The 17,406-nt window shown below is 68.5% G+C and carries 16 protein-coding genes; 9 read left to right on the top strand and 7 right to left on the bottom strand.

Translation table 11 applies throughout. The features are described 5' to 3' along the window. Nucleotides 1–35 precede the first annotated feature (35 nt). Nucleotides 36–719, bottom strand: coding sequence for a helix-turn-helix transcriptional regulator (locus ACFY1J_RS36150; protein WP_363296125.1), 684 nt, complete (start codon nucleotides 717–719; stop codon nucleotides 36–38). Nucleotides 720–1,072: 353 nt separating this feature from the next. On the opposite strand from ACFY1J_RS36150, the gene ACFY1J_RS36145 reads away from it, so the two are divergent. Both ACFY1J_RS36145 and ACFY1J_RS36140 read left to right on the top strand, forming a co-directional pair. Next, nucleotides 1,073–3,697 carry a transglycosylase domain-containing protein gene (locus ACFY1J_RS36145; protein WP_390732669.1) on the top strand — a complete coding sequence of 875 codons (2,625 nt, stop codon included), beginning with the start codon at nucleotides 1,073–1,075 and terminating at the stop codon, nucleotides 3,695–3,697. Between the two features lie 129 nt (nucleotides 3,698–3,826). After that, nucleotides 3,827–5,335, top strand: coding sequence for a glycosyltransferase family 87 protein (locus tag ACFY1J_RS36140; RefSeq protein ID WP_390708358.1), 1,509 nt, complete (start codon nucleotides 3,827–3,829; stop codon nucleotides 5,333–5,335). A gap of 100 nt (nucleotides 5,336–5,435) precedes the next feature. On the opposite strand, the gene ACFY1J_RS36135 is transcribed toward ACFY1J_RS36140, so the two are convergent. From ACFY1J_RS36135 to ACFY1J_RS36125, 3 genes are all read right to left on the bottom strand, one after another. Next, the gene (locus ACFY1J_RS36135) at nucleotides 5,436–6,467 is read right to left on the bottom strand and encodes an alanine racemase (RefSeq protein WP_390708359.1); all 1,032 of its coding nucleotides are present in this window, start codon (nucleotides 6,465–6,467) and stop codon (nucleotides 5,436–5,438) included. A 65-nt stretch (nucleotides 6,468–6,532) separates the two neighbouring features. Then, the gene (gene femX, locus ACFY1J_RS36130; protein ID WP_390708360.1) at nucleotides 6,533–7,654 is read right to left on the bottom strand and encodes a peptidoglycan bridge formation glycyltransferase FemX; all 1,122 of its coding nucleotides are present in this window, start codon (nucleotides 7,652–7,654) and stop codon (nucleotides 6,533–6,535) included. A 181-nt stretch (nucleotides 7,655–7,835) separates the two neighbouring features. Continuing rightward, nucleotides 7,836–8,153, bottom strand: coding sequence for a hypothetical protein (locus tag ACFY1J_RS36125; RefSeq protein ID WP_390708361.1), 318 nt, complete (start codon nucleotides 8,151–8,153; stop codon nucleotides 7,836–7,838). A gap of 276 nt (nucleotides 8,154–8,429) precedes the next feature. Here ACFY1J_RS36125 and rpsF point away from each other — a divergent pair, with 276 nt between their 5' ends. The 4 genes from rpsF (at nucleotide 8,430) to rplI (ending at nucleotide 10,150) form a co-directional block, all read left to right on the top strand. After that, nucleotides 8,430–8,720 carry a 30S ribosomal protein S6 gene (gene rpsF / locus ACFY1J_RS36120; protein WP_003956532.1) on the top strand — a complete coding sequence of 97 codons (291 nt, stop codon included), beginning with the start codon at nucleotides 8,430–8,432 and terminating at the stop codon, nucleotides 8,718–8,720. A 77-nt stretch (nucleotides 8,721–8,797) separates the two neighbouring features. Further along, the gene (locus tag ACFY1J_RS36115; RefSeq protein ID WP_390732668.1) at nucleotides 8,798–9,391 is read left to right on the top strand and encodes a single-stranded DNA-binding protein; all 594 of its coding nucleotides are present in this window, start codon (nucleotides 8,798–8,800) and stop codon (nucleotides 9,389–9,391) included. Between the two features lie 57 nt (nucleotides 9,392–9,448). After that, entirely contained in the window at nucleotides 9,449–9,685 is a 237-nt protein-coding gene (gene rpsR, locus ACFY1J_RS36110; RefSeq protein WP_003949403.1) for a 30S ribosomal protein S18, read from the top strand. An 18-nt stretch (nucleotides 9,686–9,703) separates the two neighbouring features. After that, nucleotides 9,704–10,150 (top strand): 50S ribosomal protein L9, encoded by a 447-nt coding sequence (gene rplI / locus ACFY1J_RS36105; protein ID WP_263210579.1) that lies wholly within the window; start codon nucleotides 9,704–9,706, stop codon nucleotides 10,148–10,150. A 113-nt stretch (nucleotides 10,151–10,263) separates the two neighbouring features. On the opposite strand, the gene ACFY1J_RS36100 is transcribed toward rplI, so the two are convergent. Next, the gene (locus ACFY1J_RS36100; protein WP_390732667.1) at nucleotides 10,264–11,601 is read right to left on the bottom strand and encodes an MATE family efflux transporter; all 1,338 of its coding nucleotides are present in this window, start codon (nucleotides 11,599–11,601) and stop codon (nucleotides 10,264–10,266) included. Nucleotides 11,602–12,060: 459 nt separating this feature from the next. On the opposite strand from ACFY1J_RS36100, the gene dnaB reads away from it, so the two are divergent. Then, nucleotides 12,061–13,539 carry a replicative DNA helicase gene (gene dnaB / locus ACFY1J_RS36095; RefSeq protein ID WP_390708364.1) on the top strand — a complete coding sequence of 493 codons (1,479 nt, stop codon included), beginning with the start codon at nucleotides 12,061–12,063 and terminating at the stop codon, nucleotides 13,537–13,539. Nucleotides 13,540–13,583: 44 nt separating this feature from the next. Then, entirely contained in the window at nucleotides 13,584–14,969 is a 1,386-nt protein-coding gene (locus tag ACFY1J_RS36090) for a serine hydrolase domain-containing protein (RefSeq protein ID WP_390732666.1), read from the top strand. Between the two features lie 81 nt (nucleotides 14,970–15,050). On the opposite strand, the gene ACFY1J_RS36085 is transcribed toward ACFY1J_RS36090, so the two are convergent. Then, nucleotides 15,051–15,503, bottom strand: coding sequence for a GNAT family N-acetyltransferase (locus ACFY1J_RS36085; protein ID WP_390732665.1), 453 nt, complete (start codon nucleotides 15,501–15,503; stop codon nucleotides 15,051–15,053). A gap of 9 nt (nucleotides 15,504–15,512) precedes the next feature. Next, the gene (locus ACFY1J_RS36080) at nucleotides 15,513–15,971 is read right to left on the bottom strand and encodes a MarR family winged helix-turn-helix transcriptional regulator (protein ID WP_390732664.1); all 459 of its coding nucleotides are present in this window, start codon (nucleotides 15,969–15,971) and stop codon (nucleotides 15,513–15,515) included. A gap of 145 nt (nucleotides 15,972–16,116) precedes the next feature. Between ACFY1J_RS36080 and ACFY1J_RS36075 the strand changes: the two genes are divergently transcribed. Further along, complete coding sequence (locus ACFY1J_RS36075; RefSeq protein ID WP_390732663.1) at nucleotides 16,117–17,325, top strand: MFS transporter; 1,209 nt, start codon at nucleotides 16,117–16,119, stop codon at nucleotides 17,323–17,325. The last annotated feature ends 81 nt before the right edge of the window (nucleotides 17,326–17,406 follow it).

The following is a 17,406-nucleotide window of genomic DNA, read 5'->3' as shown; positions in this document are numbered from 1 at the left end:
CTCCCTGTGTGTACGAGTGAGGCCCTGAGTGGGCTTCACGTGGCGGTGTCGCCGGGCGTATCCGTCCCGGGGGTGTCCCCGGGACGGGGCAGGCCGCCCGTCGCTCCAAATGATGTGTCCTGCTGAGCGGGCCCCCCGGACGCGGAACCCCTGAGGTCCCGCCCGGCCCGCTCGCTCTCGATGAGCTCGTTCAGCCAGCGCACTTCCCGCTCCACGGACTCCATCCCGTGGCGCTGGAGCTCAAGCGTGTAGTCGTCGAGTCGCTCCCGGGTACGGGCCAGCGAGGCGCGCATCTTCTCCAGGCGCTCCTCCAGCCGACTGCGGCGGCCCTCCAGTACGCGCATGCGCACGTCGCGTGACGTCTGCCCGAAGAAGGCGAACCGGGCGGCGAAGTGCTCGTCCTCATACGCGTCGGGGCCGGTCTGCGAGAGCAGCTCCTCGAAGTGCTCCTTACCTTCCGCCGTCAACCGATAGACGATCTTGGCGCGGCGTCCCGCGAGGGGAGCGGCCAGGGCGTCCTCGTGGGTGCTGCCCGGCTCCTCGATCAACCAGCCGTTGGCGACCAGCGTCTTGAGGCAGGGATAGAGCGTCCCGTAGCTGAACGCACGGAACACACCCAGTGACGTGTTGAGTCGTTTGCGCAGCTCGTAGCCGTGCATCGGAGACTCGCGGAGCAGGCCGAGTACGGCGAACTCGAGGATGCCGGAACGCCGGCTCATCGTCGCCTCCTCTCGTCCTTATCTCTCGCTGATGTATCGACTCGATACATCACGACGATAGAACGGCCTTCCGCATGCGACAAGAGGGGGGGCGGTGAACGGGATCACATCACCGATTCGCAGGAGGCAAGTTGCCTGATTTGTGATGAACATCCGTAAAAGCAGGTTTTGGCGGTGCGTAGTCTGTGCGGCATGCACACCGCCGGGAACCAAGTGACGTCTGGGGAGCGTCCATGTCCTCGGTGCAGTACGGGTGAATGCAGAACCGACCACATCCGTACTTCGGGGGGACCGGAAACCAGCCGCCTTTTCCAGGCGCGCAAGGGTGCGCCTGCCCGAGGAGTAGTCGTTCGATGAGCGAGCACCGTCGCAAACCGCCGCCGCCGCAGGGAGGCGGACGTGCCGCGGCCCGACGCGGCCAGTCCGGCTCGTCCTCCGGCCGCCGTGCGGCACCGCGAGGCGCCACCGGGTCCCCTTCCGACTCCTATGGGTCCGGTGCCTATGGGGCCAGAGCCGAGGAGCGCCCCTACGGCAGCCGTGCCGAGGCCCGTCGGGCGGCGCAGAGAAGTACGGGAGGCCGCCGCAGAGCGGTCGACGAGGGTCCGGGTGGCCGACGTGGTGGCCCGGGCGGGCCAGGACGCGGCAGAGGCCGCGCGGCCGCGCCCGACAACAAGCGGTTCATCAACTACCCGCGCTACGACAAGGACGGGTGGCACCGCTGGGTGCCTTCCTGGAAGCTCGTCACCGGGCTGTTCATCGGCTTCGTCGGCAGCCTCGTGGCCATGGTCGGCGTCGGCTACGCGATGGTCTCCATCCCCAGTGAGAACGACGCGGCCAAGTCCCAGAACAACGTCTACTACTGGGCCGACGGCTCGCAGATGGTCGCCACCGGCACGGGCGCGAACCGGCAGAACGTCACGATCGACCAGATCCCCGAGGCCATGCAGTGGGCGGTGATCTCGGCCGAGAACAAGAGCTTCTACCAGGACTCGGGCGTCGACCCCATGGGTATCGCCCGCGCCCTGGCCAACATGGCCAGCGGCGGTCAGACGCAGGGTGGCTCGACGATCACCCAGCAGTTCGTCAAGAACACCTACCTGAGCCAGGACCAGACGCTGTCCCGGAAGTTCAAGGAGATGTTCATCTCCATCAAGGTGGGCACCAAGCTCACCAAGCCGCAGATCCTGCAGGGCTACCTGAACACTTCGTACTACGGCCGTGGCGCCTACGGCATCCAGGCCGCCGCTCAGACGTACTTCGGCGTGGACGCGGTCAAGCTCAAGCCGAGTCAGTGCGCCTTCCTCGCGGCGCTGCTCAAGGGCCCGACGTACTACGACCCGGCCGGCAACTCGGACATCGACCCCGCGGCGGACGCCAAGTCCAACCTCAAGCGCTCCAAGGAACGCTGGAGCTGGATTCTCGGCGAGATGCACAAGGACAAGCGCATCACGGACCAGCAGTACCAGGATGCGATCAAGGAGTACCCCACGCCTCAGGGCCGCAAGGCGACCAAGGGCATGACCGGCCAGATCAGCTATCTGGCCGACACGGCGAAGAAGTACGTCCTGGCGCACTCCCACATCTCTGAGCAGGAGTTCGACAAGGGCGGCTACCAGATCTACACGACCTTCGACAAGACCAAGGTCAACGCGCTGAGCGCGGCCGTGAAGAAGATCGAGAAGCAGCGCCTGAACCCGAAGACGCGCGAGAAGGACAAGTACGTCCAGTTCGGCGCGGCCTCGGTGGTGCCCAATGACGGCGCGATCGTCGCGCTGTACGGCGGTGCGGGCTACGAGAACAACCACTTCACCAACAACGCGGACACCTCGGGTGTCCCCGTGGGTTCGACGTGGAAGCCGTTCGTGCTCGCCGCGGCCATGCAGTACGGCACGTACAAGACGGACGGGCAAGGGGTCTCCCCGCTGAGCAAGTACAACGGCGACGACCATCTCAAGGTCAGGAACGAGGACGGCTCGTTCGTCCTGAACAAGGACAACTCGGTCTTCTACCAGAACAACGAGAGCAACCACGCCTGGGGCTACATCACCCTGCGCAAGGCGATGGAGCAGTCCATCAACACACCGTTCGTGCAGCTCGGCTGGGACGTGGGCATGTCGCACGTGAGGGACGTGGCCAACAAGGCCGGCATCCTGGACCAGAGCTTCGCCACGCTCAACCCGTCCTTCGCGCTCGGTACCTCCACTCCCAGCGCGATCCGTATGGCCGACGCCTACGCGACCTTCGCGGCCTCTGGGACGCACACGGACCCGTACTCGGTCACCAAGGTCAAGAAGGACGGGCAGGAGCTCGGCGACTTCACGAAGCCGAAGCGCAGGACGGCGATCCCCGAGGACGTGGCGAACAATGTCACGGACACCCTCGAGAACGTGATCCAGAACGGTACGGGTCAGAACGCCAAGGCCCTGGGCCGTACGGCGGCGGGCAAGACCGGTACCACCGACAGCAACAAGTCGGCCTGGTTCGTCGGCTACACCCAGCAGCTGTCGACGTCGGTCGCCATGTTCCGCGAGAACCCGAAGGACCACGAGCTGCTCTCCATGAACGGCACGGCCGGTGTCGCGTCCATCCACGGTGGTGACATCCCGACGTCGGTGTGGACCGAGTACATGAAGGCCGCGCTGAAGGGGAAGTCCGACCCCGGCTTCCCGGAGGCCGTCAAGATCGGTGAGATCGCGGACGAGGTGGGCGCTCCCTCCCCGACCCCGTCGGTCACCATCACCCCGAGCGAGACCCCGAGCGAAACCCCGAGTGAGACGCCCAGCGAGACGGCCACCTTGCCGTCTCCCTCCGCCACCGAGACCTGCAGGTTCAAGTTCAACTGCGGCAACACCAATGGCGGGACCACCAGTGGCACAGACGGTGGGGTGACCTCATCGCCGACTCCCACGGATACGTCGAGTACCGGCAGTACCAGAGGCAACGGCAACGGAGGATTCTTCGGAGGATCGACAGGTTAGTCGGTGCACCGACCGGTTGGTGATCATTTTGCCCGCCGTGGGTGTTTCACGTGAAACACGGGCCGCCGTACCTCACGAGGTGCGGCGGCCTTCGGCGTACTCCTACACACGTACGGCAGGATGTGCCCCATGCCCAGTGCAGAAACGACGCCCACGAGCGTGCACGAGCCCGATCTGGTGCGGCCGACCAGGGAGGACGAGGTCGCCGCGGCCGGCAGTGAGCTGATCGGCGGCCCTATCGGGCGGTACGCCCTGCTCGGAACGACCTGGTGGACCCCGGTGCGGGTCGTGGTGCTGGTGGCGATCGGCGTGTTCGCCCTCGGCCTGGTCCAGAAGGCGCCCTGCTACGACGGCGCCTGGTTCTTCGGCGCCAGTTCGCAGTACACGCACGCCTGCTACTCGGACATCCCGCACCTCTACCAGGGGCGCGGCTTCGCCGACGGGCTCGTGCCGTACTTCGACAAGCTCCAGGGCGACATGGAGTACCTCGAGTACCCGGTCCTGACCGGTGTGTTCATGGAGGTGGCCGCCTGGCTCACCCCCGGCAGCGGCAGCCTCCAGCACCAGGAGCAGGTGTACTGGTTCGTCAACGCCGGGATGCTGATGGTGTGCGCCGCCGTCATCGCCGTCTGTGTGAGCCGTACGCACGCGCGGCGCCCCTGGGACGGCCTGCTGGTCGCCCTGGCGCCCGCCTTCGCGCTCACCGCCACCATCAACTGGGACCTACTGGCGGTCGCTCTGACGGCCGCGGCGATGCTGATGTGGGCGCGGGGCCGCTCCCTCGCGTTCGGCGTCCTGCTGGGGCTCGCCACGGCCGCCAAGCTCTATCCCGTCCTGCTGCTCGGCGCGCTGCTCGTGCTGTGCTGGCGCGCGGGCAAATGGCGGGACTTCGGCACGGCCCTGGGCGGTGCGACGGTCGCCTGGCTGGCCGTGAACCTTCCGGTGATGGCGTTCGCCTTCGAGGGCTGGTCGAAGTTCTACACATTCAGCCAGGAGCGGGGCGTGGACTTCGGCTCCTTCTGGCTGATCTGGGCCCAGAACTCGACCAGCCCACCCAGCACCGACACGGTCAACACGCTCGCCACCCTGCTGATGCTGCTGTGCTGCGCGGGAATCGCGGTGCTCACCTTCACCGCTCCGCGCCGCCCGCGCTTCGCCCAGCTCGCCTTCCTGATCGTGGCGGCCTTCATCCTGACCAACAAGGTCTACTCGCCGCAGTACGTGCTGTGGCTGGTGCCGCTGGCCGCACTGGCCCGGCCGAAGTGGCGGGACTTCCTGATCTGGCAGGCGTGCGAGGTGGCGTACTTCCTCGGGATCTGGATGTACCTGGCGTACACGACCAGCGGAGACGCCCACAAGGGACTGCCGACCCACGGATACCAGTGGGCGATCGCGGTGCACCTGCTGGGCACGCTGTATCTGTGTGCCGTGGTCGTACGGGACATCCTCATGCCGGAGCGGGACGTGGTGCGCCGCTCCGGTGACGACGACCCCTCGGGCGGCGTGCTCGACGGCGCGGCGGACGTCTTCGTGCTCGGCCCGGCGGCCCATCCCCCGCGGCACGCCGCCCATTTCGACGCTCCCCAGGTGGAGTGGGGCAGCCCGGAGACGGAACCCCCGACCAGCCGTTCGCTCTGAGCGAACAGGCCTCGGATGCCCACGTCACACGGCGTCGGCGGGCACGGAAAAGGCCGTACACGGAACTCCCGTGTACGGCCTTCGGCTGTTCGTGGGCCGCTCAGTGGTCCACGAGCCGGTCGAACTGCGTGGTGGTGTGCCGCAGATGGGCCACCAGTTCCTCACCGACCTTCGGCTCGGGCGCGTCCGCCGGCACGAACAGGATCGACACCTGCATGTGCGGCGGCTCGGCGAACCAGCGCTGCTTGCCGCCCCAGACGAACGGAGAAAGGTTCCGGTTCACGGTCGCCAGGCCGGCCCGTGCGACGCCCTTGGCGCGCGGCATGACGCCGTGCAGCGCCTTCGGGGCCTCCAGGCCCACCCCGTGCGACGTACCGCCCGCCACGACCACCAGGTAGCCGTCGGAGGCCACCTTCTGCTGGCGGTAGCCGAACCGGTCCCCCTTGGCGACGCGCGTGACGTCCAGGACCGCCCCGCGGTACTCGGTGGCCTCGTGGTCCCCCAGCCACAGTCGCGTGCCGATCCGGGCGCGGAAGCGGGTCTGCGGGAACTGCTGCTGGAGCCGGGCGAGTTCGTCGGCCTTGAGGTGGCTGACGAACATCGTGTGCAGCGGCAGCCGGGCCGCGCGCAGCCGGTCCATCCAGCCGATGACCTCCTCGACGGCGTCCGAGCCGTCGGTGCGGTCCAGCGGCAGATGGATGGCGAAGCCCTCCAGCCGGACGTTCTCGATGGCGGAGTGCAGCTGGGGCAGCTCCTGCTCGCTGATGCCGTGGCGCTTCATCGAGGACATCACCTCGATGACCACACGGGCGCCCACGAGGCCGTACACGCCGTCGATGGACGACACCGAGCGGATGACCCGGTCGGGCAGCGGCACGGGCTCCTCGCCCCGCCGGTACGGCGTCAGCACCAGCAGGTCACCGCCGAACCAGTCCTTCATGCGCGCGGCCTCGTACGTCGTGCCGACGGCGAGGATGTCCGAGCCCAGGCGCGTGGCCTCCTCGGCCAGGCGTTCGTGCCCGAAGCCGTAGCCGTTGCCCTTGCAGACCGGGACGAGCCCCGGGAACTGCTCCTGCACGTGCTTGTGGTGCGCACGCCAGCGCGCGGTGTCGACGTAGAGCGTGAGCGCCATGGCCGGACCTGGAACCTTTCTCGTGGCTGCGGTGTGTCAGAGGTATGGAAGCACCGAACGGGACGTCAGCGACGCGACATGTAGATGTCGAGAGCCTTGTGGAGCAGCTTGTTCAGCGGGAAGTCCCATTCGCCGAGGTACTCGGCGGCCTGCCCGCCGGTGCCCACCTTGAACTGGATCAGGCCGAAGAGGTGGTCGGTCTCGTCCAGCGAGTCGGAGATGCCGCGCAGGTCGTAGACCGTCGCGCCGAGCGCGTAGGCGTCGCGCAGCATCCGCCACTGCATCGCGTTCGAGGGCCGGACCTCACGGCCGATGTTGTCGGAGGCGCCGTAGGAGTACCAGACGTGCCCACCGACGATCAGCATGGTCGCCGCGGAGAGGTTCACGCCGTTGTGGCGGGCGAAGTACAGCCGCATGCGGTTGGGGTCCTCGCTGTTGAGGGCCGTCCACATGCGCTGGAAGTACGACAGCGGGCGGGGCCGGAAGTGGTCGCGCACGGCCGTGATCTCGTACAGCCGCTGCCACTCCTCGAGGTCCTGGTAGCCACCCTGGACGACCTCGACGCCGGCCTTCTCGGCCTTCTTGATGTTGCGGCGCCACAGCTGGTTGAAGTTCTTGTGGACCTCTTCCAGGGAGCGGTTGGCCAGCGGCACCTGGTAGACGTAACGCGGCTGGACGTCGCCGAAGCCGGCCCCGCCGTCCTCACCCTGCTGCCAGCCCATACGGCGCAGCTTGTCGGCCACCTCGAAGGCGCGCGGCTCGATGAAGTCGGCCTCGATGTCGCGCAGGCGCTTCACGTCCGGGTCCTGGATGCCCTGCTTGATGGAGTTGGCCTCCCAGCGCCGGATGATCACCGGCGGGCCCATCTTCACGGAGAAGGCGCCCTGCTGCTTGAGGTGGGCCAGCATCGGCTGGATCCAGTCGTCCAGATTCGGCGCGAACCAGTTGATGACCGGGCCCTCGGGAAGGTAGGCGAGGTAGCGCTTGATCTTGGGCAGCTGCCGGTAGAGGACCAGGCCCGCGCCGACCATCTCGCCGGTGCGGCCGTCGAACCAGCCGAGGCTCTCGGACCGCCACTCCGCCTTGACATCGGCCCAGGCCGGGACCTGCATGTGGCTCGCCGCCGGCAGGCTCTGGATGTATGCCAGATGCTGTTCGCGGCTGATGGTCCTCAGGGTCAGGCTCATGTCGGGGCGCTCCTCGGGCTGGTGTGTCTCCCCATGGGTACAGGGGCTCCGGCTCTCGCGCCGAAGCCTACTGCGCCGTGCGGGCGCCCCGACTGGGCGTACGGGTCCTTCGCCCCGGCCTGTCGCGCGCCGAGGCGGTCAGCGGTGTTCTACGGATGTTCGAGGCACGGTGTCCGGACGGTCATCCGCTGAGCCCGCCGAACAGTCCGCCGTGCGCCATTCCCAGGTAGAAACCGACGGCCGAGGCACCGAGACCCAGGATCAGACCGAGGCGCTCGCGTGTGGTCTCCGAGATCCACTGCCCGTATGCGCCGGTGAAGATCCCCACCAGGCCCGTCCAGGAGCTGATCAGGTGGAGGTTGTCGAACATCGCCGTGACGAAGGACGTCACACCCAGGACCAGCGTCACCAAGGTCAGCGCGTCCTGGAGGGGATGAGGTTTGCCGTCCGTCGCGAGGAAGGATCCGGCGGTGTTGGGTCGCAATGCCTGTTGTGCCATGGGGCACCTCCTGCGGAAGGCGGCGCATCGTAGCGCCATACACACCCGACGTGTACAGATTGGCGGTCCCCCCGGCCGGATTTCAACCGGAAGCCGGTGTGCGGGTACTCTGTACCGTCTGCACCGGTGTCTGCCCAGGCCACCGCGGAGGCTCCCGGCGGGAGCCTCCGATTGTCAGTGGCGGCTGTTTTACTGACAGACACTGTTGCGTACGCATCACAACCCTCCTGCCACGGAACGACCGTGGCCGCTGAGTCCAAAGGAGGTGGGTTCCACATGCGTCACTACGAGGTGATGGTCATCCTCGACCCCGATCTGGAGGAGCGCGCTGTCGCCCCCCTGATCGAGAACTTCCTCTCCGTCGTCCGTGAGGGCAACGGCAAGGTGGAGAAGGTCGACACCTGGGGCCGTCGTCGTCTCGCGTACGAGATCAAGAAGAAGCCCGAGGGCATCTACTCGGTCATCGACCTGCAGGCCGAGCCTGCGGTCGTCAAGGAGCTCGACCGCCAGATGAACCTGAACGAGTCGGTCCTCCGGACCAAGGTCCTCCGCCCCGAGACCCACTGAGCCACCCCGCTCAGCTGATCTCGGAATTCGAGTAGCAGCAACCAAGCAGCCAGAGCAAACCCGCCGAGAGGTTCCCCATGGCAGGCGAGACCGTCATCACGGTCGTCGGCAATCTTGTCGACGACCCCGAGCTGCGCTTCACCCCGTCCGGTGCGGCGGTCGCGAAGTTCCGCGTCGCGTCCACTCCCCGCACCTTCGACCGTCAGACCAACGAGTGGAAGGACGGCGAAAGCCTCTTTCTGACCTGCTCGGTCTGGCGTCAGGCGGCGGAGAACGTCGCCGAGTCGCTCCAGCGAGGCATGCGCGTCATCGTGCAGGGCCGGCTGAAGCAGCGGTCCTACGAGGACCGTGAGGGCGTCAAGCGCACGGTCTACGAGCTGGACGTCGAGGAAGTCGGCGCCAGCCTGCGCAACGCCACGGCCAAGGTCACCAAGACCGCCGGTGGCGCTCGCGGTGGCCAGGGCGGTTACGGCGGCGGTGGCGGTGGCGGCCAGGGTGGCGGCGGCTGGGGCGGAGGCCCCGGTGGCGGCCAGCAGGGCGGCGGCGCTCCTGCCGACGACCCGTGGGCGACCGGCGCTCCCGCCGGTGGCAACCAGGGTGGCGGCGGCTGGGGTGGAAACTCCGGCGGCGGCGGCGGTGGCGGCGGCTACTCGGACGAGCCCCCCTTCTAGGTCTTCGGACCGAGGGCGGGTCGTACCCAAACTTCTTGATCACACAGGAGAAACACCATGGCGAAGCCGCCTGTGCGCAAGCCGAAGAAGAAGGTCTGCGCTTTCTGCAAGGACAAGGTCACGTACGTGGACTACAAGGACACGAACATGCTGCGGAAGTTCATTTCCGACCGCGGCAAGATCCGTGCCCGCCGCGTGACCGGCAACTGCACGCAGCACCAGCGTGACGTCGCCACGGCCGTCAAGAACAGCCGTGAGATGGCGCTGCTGCCCTACACGTCCACCGCGCGATAAGGGAAGGGTGACCGACACATGAAGATCATCCTCACCCACGAGGTCTCCGGCCTCGGCGCCGCCGGCGACGTCGTCGACGTCAAGGACGGTTACGCTCGCAACTACCTGATCCCGCGGAAGTTCGCTATCCGCTGGACCAAGGGTGGCGAGCAGGACGTGGCGCAGATCCGCCGCGCCCGCAAGATCCACGAGATCCAGACCATCGAGCAGGCCAACGCTGTGAAGGCCCAGCTCGAAGGTGTCAAGGTCCGCCTGGCCGTCCGCTCCGGCGACGCCGGTCGTCTCTTCGGTTCCGTCACCCCGGCCGACATCGCTTCCGCGATCAAGGCTTCCGGTGGCCCCGAGGTCGACAAGCGCCGCATCGAGCTCGGCGCGCCGATCAAGACCCTGGGCGCCCACGAGACGTCCGTGCGTCTGCACCCCGAGGTTGCCGCCAAGGTCAGCATCGAGGTCGTCGCGGCGTGACGCTGTGCTCGGCTTGAGCAGCTGAGAGGGGCCGCCTCCTACGGGGCGGCCCCTCTTCGCGTTCGGTGTCGGTACGGCTGCGTGCCGGGCGCTGCGTGTTTCACGTGAAACGGTCAGCGCGTCGCACCCGTCACGATCCAGCGGCCCGAGCGGGCGCGCAGCCAGAGGGTGAGCATCCTGACCGTCATCATGAGCGTCATCGCTGCCCAGAGTGCGGTGAGGCCGCCGCCCAGCGTGGGGACGAGCAGCGCGACCGGGGTGAACACCGCCAAGGTCACCACCATCGCCCAGGCCAGGTAGGGCCCGTCTCCGGCGCCCATCAGGACGCCGTCCAGGACGAAGACGATCCCGCAGACGGGCTGGGAGAGGGCCACCATCAGCAGTGCGGGCAGCGCCGCGCCCTTCACCACGGAGTCGCTGGTGAACAGCGGGAGGAACAGGGGCCGGGCGGCCACGACGAGCAGGCCCAGTACGACACCGGTGGCGATGCCCCACTGGACCATGCGGCGGCAGGCCTCGCGGGCGCCCTGGGCGTCGTCCGCGCCGAGATAGCGCCCGATGATGGCCTGACCCGCGATGGCTATGGCGTCGAGAGCGAAGGCCAGCAGGCTCCACAGGGACAGAATGATCTGATGGGCGGCCATGTCGGCGTCACCGAGGCGGGCCGCGACGGCCGTGGCGATCATGAGGATCGCCCGCAGCGACAGCGTCCGGACGAGCAAGGGGGCGCCGGCCTGTGCGGAGGCCCTGATGCCCGTGGCGTCGGGGCGCAGGGACGCCCCGTGCTTACGGGCACCCCGGACCACCACGGCGAGATAGACCAGCGCCATGCCGCACTGGGCGATGACGGTGCCCCAGGCGGAGCCGGCGATACCGAGGCCGACGCCATAGACGAGTCCGACGTTGAGGACGGCATTGGCGACGAAGCCCGCGACGGCGACATACAGCGGGGTCCGGGTGTCCTGGAGGCCGCGCAGCACGCCGGTCGCGGCGAGCACGACCAGCATCGCCGGGATGCCCAGGGCCGAGATGCGCAGATAGGTCGTCGCATAGGGAGCGGCGGTGTGCGAGGTGCCGAAGAGGGACACGAGACCGGGGGCCAGGGGCAGGACGGTGGCGATGACCGCGGCTCCCAGCAGGAGCGCCAGCCAGATGCCGTCCATGCCCTGGCGTATGGCCGCCTGGAGGTCACCCGCGCCGACCCGGCGCGCGACGGCGGCCGTGGTGGCGTAGGCGAGGAAGACGAAGACGCTCACAGCCGTCGTGAGGAGGGCCGAGGCCACGCCGAGTCCGGCGAGCTGGGCGGTGCCGAGATGGCCGACGATCGCGCTGTCGGCCATGACGAACAGCGGCTCGGCGACGAGTGCGCCGAAGGCCGGGACGGCCAGCGCGACGATCTCGCGGTCGTGCTGCCGTCGGGTGGGCCTGGGGGTCGCGGAAGCCAGTGGCATGGGCACTAATCTAATCGTCCACAGGTAAGAGGTGCAAGTGAGTTGCACTCCTTACCTCTCGTCTGACGTCGCGTAGGCTCGCGCACCGTTCGAACCGATCTTGATCCGACTGGGGAAGTTTTTCTTCTGCACAGCCGGTGGACGGCAACGTTGCAGGTCAGAGCGATTTCCCTAGGGCGAGCGAGGGCTTGTTCACAGGGCTGTCCACCGGGTCGTGCACAGGTTTTGCCAGTTTCTCCACAGCATCCGGGCCGTCGTCCACATGGCCTGTGGATAACCAGATTGGCTGACGGTGCCGACGGGCCTAACGTGGTCCGGCGCCCGCTCCGTCCGCCGACCTCGGAAACGTCACAAATCCGACGCGACGGAACCGGAGTTGGGCCTCTCAACTGTCAGTGTCGTGCCGTAGAAATGAGGGGCACGGCGAGGTCCGCTGGGCGGACGGGAGGAGGTGGCTCGGTGAGTATTTCCGAGCCCTTGGACGACCCGTGGGCCGACAGTGGTCCCAGTGATCGTCTGCCCGCCTCCCGTCGGCGCGGGGACGGCGGCCGGAGCCGTGACGAGCAGCACGACCGGGGCCGGGAGAACGGCGAATGGGACGGCGGCGGCGCGGCCTTCGAGCGGGTGCCGCCGCAGGATCTCGACGCCGAGCAGTCCGTCCTCGGCGGCATGCTGCTGTCCAAGGACGCCATCGCGGACGTCGTGGAGGTCCTCAAGGGCCATGACTTCTACAAGCCCGCCCACGAGACGATCTACACCGCGATCCTCGACGTCTACGCCAAGGGCGAGCCGGCCGACCCCATCACGATCGCCGCCGAGCTCACCAAGCGCGGCGAGATCAACAAGGTCGGCGGCGCCTCGTATCTGCACACGCTCGTCCAGACCGTGCCGACGGCGGCCAACGCCGAGTACTACGCGGAGATCGTCCACGAGCGGGCCGTCCTGCGCCGCCTGGTCGAGGCCGGCACCCGCATCACCCAGATGGGATACGCGGCCGACGACGACGTAGACGAGATCGTCAACCGCGCCCAGGCCGAGATCTACGCCGTCACCGAGCAGCGCACCAGCGAGGACTACCTGCCCCTCGGCGACATCATGGAGGGCGCCCTCGACGAGATCGAGGCGATCGGCTCCCGCAGCGGTGAGATGACCGGTGTGCCCACGGGCTTCACGGACTTCGACTCCTTGACGAACGGGCTGCACCCGGGCCAGATGATCGTCATCGCCGCGCGTCCCGCCATGGGTAAGTCGACGCTGGCGCTGGACTTCGCCCGGGCCGCCTCGATCAAGCACAATCTGCCGAGCGTCATCTTCTCGCTCGAAATGGGCCGCAACGAGATCGCGATGCGTCTGCTGTCCGCCGAGGCCAGGGTCGCCCTGCACCACATGCGCTCGGGCACCATGACCGACGAGGACTGGACGCGACTGGCCCGCCGTATGCCGGACGTCTCCGCGGCCCCCCTCTACATCGACGACTCCCCGAATCTGTCGATGATGGAGATCCGCGCCAAGTGCCGCCGTCTGAAGCAGCGCAACGACCTCAAGCTCGTCGTCATCGACTACCTCCAGCTGATGCAGTCCGGCGGCTCCAAGCGGGCCGAGAGCCGTCAGCAGGAGGTCTCGGACATGTCCCGTAACCTCAAGCTGCTCGCCAAGGAGCTGGAGGTCCCGGTCATCGCGCTCTCCCAGCTGAACCGTGGCCCCGAACAGCGCACCGACAAGAAGCCGATGGTCTCCGACCTGCGTGAGTCGGGCTCCATCGAGCAGGACGCCGACATGGTCATCCTGCTGCACCGCGAGGACGCGTACGAGAAGGAGTCCCCGCGCGCGGGCGAGGCCGACCTGATCGTCGCCAAGCACCGTAACGGCCCGACCGCGACGATCACGGTGGCCTTCCAGGGCCACTACTCGCGGTTCGTGGACATGGCACAGACCTGAGAAATGAACTCGACGCACATCGCCGCACCCGATGGACTGGGTTCATGACGACATCGCAGGAAGAGCTGCTCCCCGGTACGCGACGAGCGCTGCTGCACCGGATCGCCGTGGCGCAGGCGGAAGGGCGGGCGCCGTCACTGGTGGCGGCTGTGGTGAGGGACGGCAGGGCCGTGTGGCACGGTGCGCGGACCTCGGTGGACGGGCACGCTCGGGACGAGAACGTGCAGTACCGGATCGGCTCGATCACCAAGACCTTCACCGCCGTCCTCGTGCTGCGGCTGCGCGACGAGGGACTCCTCGACCTCGGTGACCCCCTGGAGAAGCATCTGCCGGGCACCGGCGCGGGGGAGGCCACCATCGCCGAACTGCTCGCGCACACCGGCGGGCTGGCGGCGGAGTCGCCCGGGCCGTGGTGGGAGCGCACACCAGGGTCGCTGCGCCCTGAACTCGCCGACGTACTCGGCGAGCAACCCCTCCTGCACCCCGTCGGCCGCCGCCACCACTACTCGAACCCCGGCTACACGCTGCTGGGCGCGCTGGTGGAGGAGCTGAGGGGCGCTCCCTGGGAGGACGTCCTGCGCCGCGAGATCCTCGAACCTCTGGGCCTTTGCCGGACAAGTGCGCAGCCCCAGGCGCCGCATGCGGGCGGCTGGGCCGTGCATCCGTGGGCCGATGTGATGCTTCCAGAGCCCGCCGAGGATCTCGGGAGAATGGCTCCGGCCGGGCAACTCTGGTCCACCTCCGGCGACCTGGCGCGGTTCGCCGCCTTCCTGGCCACGGGGGACGATCGGGTGCTGAGCGCAGAATCCGTACGGGAGATGCGCACGCCGGCCGCGCCGGCCGAGGCCGCGGACGTGGCGGAGGGTGCCTCCTACGGACTCGGCCTGCAGATCCAGCACCGCCACGGGCGGCTGTTGGTGGGGCACTCGGGTTCGCTGCCGGGCTTCCTGGCGAACCTTGTCATCAGCGTGGCGGACGATGTCGCGGCCGTGGTGCTGGCGAACTGCACCTCCGGCCCGGTGCTGTCCGCGGTGGGCGCCGATCTCGTCCGCATCGTCGCCGAGGCCGAGCCACGGATCCCGGGGCCGTGGCGGCCGCTGCGCGAAGCCGACCCGTTCGTGGTGGAGCTGGCGGGCCAGTGGTACTGGGGCACACAGGCCTTCGCCCTGCGGGTGACGGCCGACGGGCTGATTTCGCTCGGGCCGCTGTCGGGCAACGGCCGCCGGTCACGCTTCCGGCCCAACGGTGACGGCACTTGGACGGGCCTGGAGGGCTACTACGCCGGAGAGCTTCTGCGGCCCGTACGGCGCCCGGACGGGGCGGTGAGCCATCTCGACCTCGGATCGTTCGTGTTCACGCGGCAGCCGTACGAGGAGGGGGCTCCGGTGCCCGGTGGCGTGGATCCGGAGGGGTGGCGCGGGATCGGCTAGTCGGTCCCGTACAGGAGGCGGCCCGTTTCACGTGAAACGGGCCGCCTCCTGTGTTTCGGAGCCGGAGCGTGAAGCTGTCCGTCAGAGCTGGAGCTTGAAGCCCACATGTGAGGCCGTGAAGCCGAGCCGCTCGTAGAAGCGGTGGGCGTCGGTGCGGCTGACGTCGGAGGTCAGCTGCACCAACTGGCAGCCCTGGTGACGGGATTCGTCGATCGCCCACTGGATCAGCTGGGTGCCCAGCCCGGTGCCGCGCTCGTCCGCGTGGATGCGAACGGCCTCGATGATCGACCGGGTGGCACCGCGCCGGGACAGCCCGGGAATGAGGGTGAGCTGGAGCGTGCCGATGACGCGGCCCTCGCGCACGGCCACGACCACCCGCTGGTTCGGGTCGGCGGAGAGCCGCTCCAGCGCGGTCAGATACGGGGCCAGGTCGTCCGGTGACTCGCGCCGCGCGCCCAGTGGGTCGTCGGCGAGCATGCCGACGACGGCCGGGATGTCGGCGGCGACGACGGGGCGTATTTCGAGGTCTCCCATGCCCGCACCCTATGCGGGCACGTTCAGCGACTCGACGACCCGTACCAGCGGCGCGAGTTCGGGGTTCCCGGCCGCCTCGTCGAGGGCCTCGCGCAGGGCGGCGTCGTTGGTAGGACGGGCCTCTTCGAGCAGCTTGAGGCCCGCTTCGGTGACGTTCGTGTAGATGCCACGGCGGTCAGTGGGGCACAGATAGCGCTCGAGCAGGCCACGGTCCTCCAGACGCGTGACGAGCCGAGTGGTGGCGCTCTGGCTGAGGACGACCGCGTCGGCGACCTGCTTCATCTGCAGATGCCCCCCTTCGCGGTCGTGCTGCCGGCTGAGCACGTCCAGCAGGGAGTACTCGCGCACGCTCAGGTCGTGCTTCGCCTGCAGGGCCCGCTCGATGTGCGCCTCGATCCTCCCGTGCAGCAGGGAGAGGGCACACCAGCCCTGGGCGAGGGCGGTGAGCGCGGGGTCCGTCGCTGTCATTGGCGTTCTCCTCCGTCCCGGAGCGGCTGAAACCCAGGATAGGGCAACACCGCGACAGTCCGCGGTTGCCTATAGCCCGCGTCTGCAACTATTGTGGATGCACGCAAAGCGCTCCTGCAATCATCTGGGAAGGGTGGACCCCCACATGCCTCTCGCGCTTCTGGCTCTCGCGATCGGGGCCTTCGGAATCGGAACGACCGAGTTCGTGATCACGGGCCTGCTGCCCGAGGTCGCGGGTGACTTCGGCGTCTCCATCCCCACCGCGGGCCTGCTCGTCACGGGCTATGCGCTCGGTGTGGTGATCGGCGCTCCGCTGATGACCGCGCTCGGCACCAAGGTCTCGCGCAAGCGGATGCTGATGCTGCTGATGGGCCTGTTCATCGCCGGAAACCTGGTGTCCGCCCTCGCCCCCGCCTTCGCCGTCATGCTGATCGGACGGGTGATCGCCTCGCTCGCCCACGGAGCCTTCTTCGGCATCGGCTCGGTCGTCGCGGCCGAACTGGTGGCCCCGGACAAGAAGGCCGGAGCCATCGCGATGATGTTCACCGGCCTGACGGTCGCCAACGTCGTCGGCGTCCCGCTGGGCACGCTCGTCGGCCAGCACGTCGGCTGGCGCGTGACCTTCGGGATCGTCGCCGCCCTCGGCGTCGTCGGCTTGGCCGGCATCGCCAGGCTGGTCCCGGAGCTGCCCAAGCCGGACGGTGTGCACCTGCGCCACGAACTGGCCGCCTTCAAGAACGCCCAGGTCCTGCTCGCCATGGCGATGACCGTCCTCGGCTTCGGCGGAGTCTTCGCGGCCATCACCTACATCGCGCCGATGATGACCCATGTCGCCGGCTTCGCCGACGGCTCCGTCACCTGGCTGCTGGTCCTCTTCGGCCTCGGCATGGTCGGCGGCAATCTCGTCGGCGGCAGGTTCGCCGACCGCGCGCTGATGCCCATGCTGTACGTCTCCCTGGGCGCCCTGGCCGTCGTGCTCGCGCTCTTCACGCTCACCGCGCACAACAAGATCGCGGCAGCCGTGACCATCGCCCTCATCGGCGCGCTGGGCTTCGCGACCGTCCCGCCGCTGCAGAAGCGCGTCCTCGACCAGGCGCACGGCGCACCCACCCTGGCCTCGGCCGTGAACATCGGCGCCTTCAACCTCGGCAACGCGCTCTCCGCCTGGCTCGGCGGCATGGTGATCGCCGCGGGCTACGGATACACCGCCCCCAACTGGGTCGGCGCCGCGCTTGCCGCAGCCGCCCTGGTCCTCGCCGTCTTCTCAGCGGCCCTGGAGCGCCGCGACAGCGGGCCCTCCGCCGTGGTGGCGGGTGGCGCACCCGCCGCGGAGCGGACGGCCGTCCACCACTGAGCCACACCCCTCACCGAGCCCGACCCCCGCAGCCCCCCGGACTCCTGCAGTACCCCAAGGCCCGACCCCTGCAGTACCCCC

Source organism: Streptomyces sp. NPDC001406, from assembly GCF_042895285.1.
GTDB lineage: Bacteria > Actinomycetota > Actinomycetes > Streptomycetales > Streptomycetaceae > Streptomyces.
Note: the sequence above shows the minus strand (reverse complement) of the source record. Positions and strands in the feature narration are given on the sequence as shown.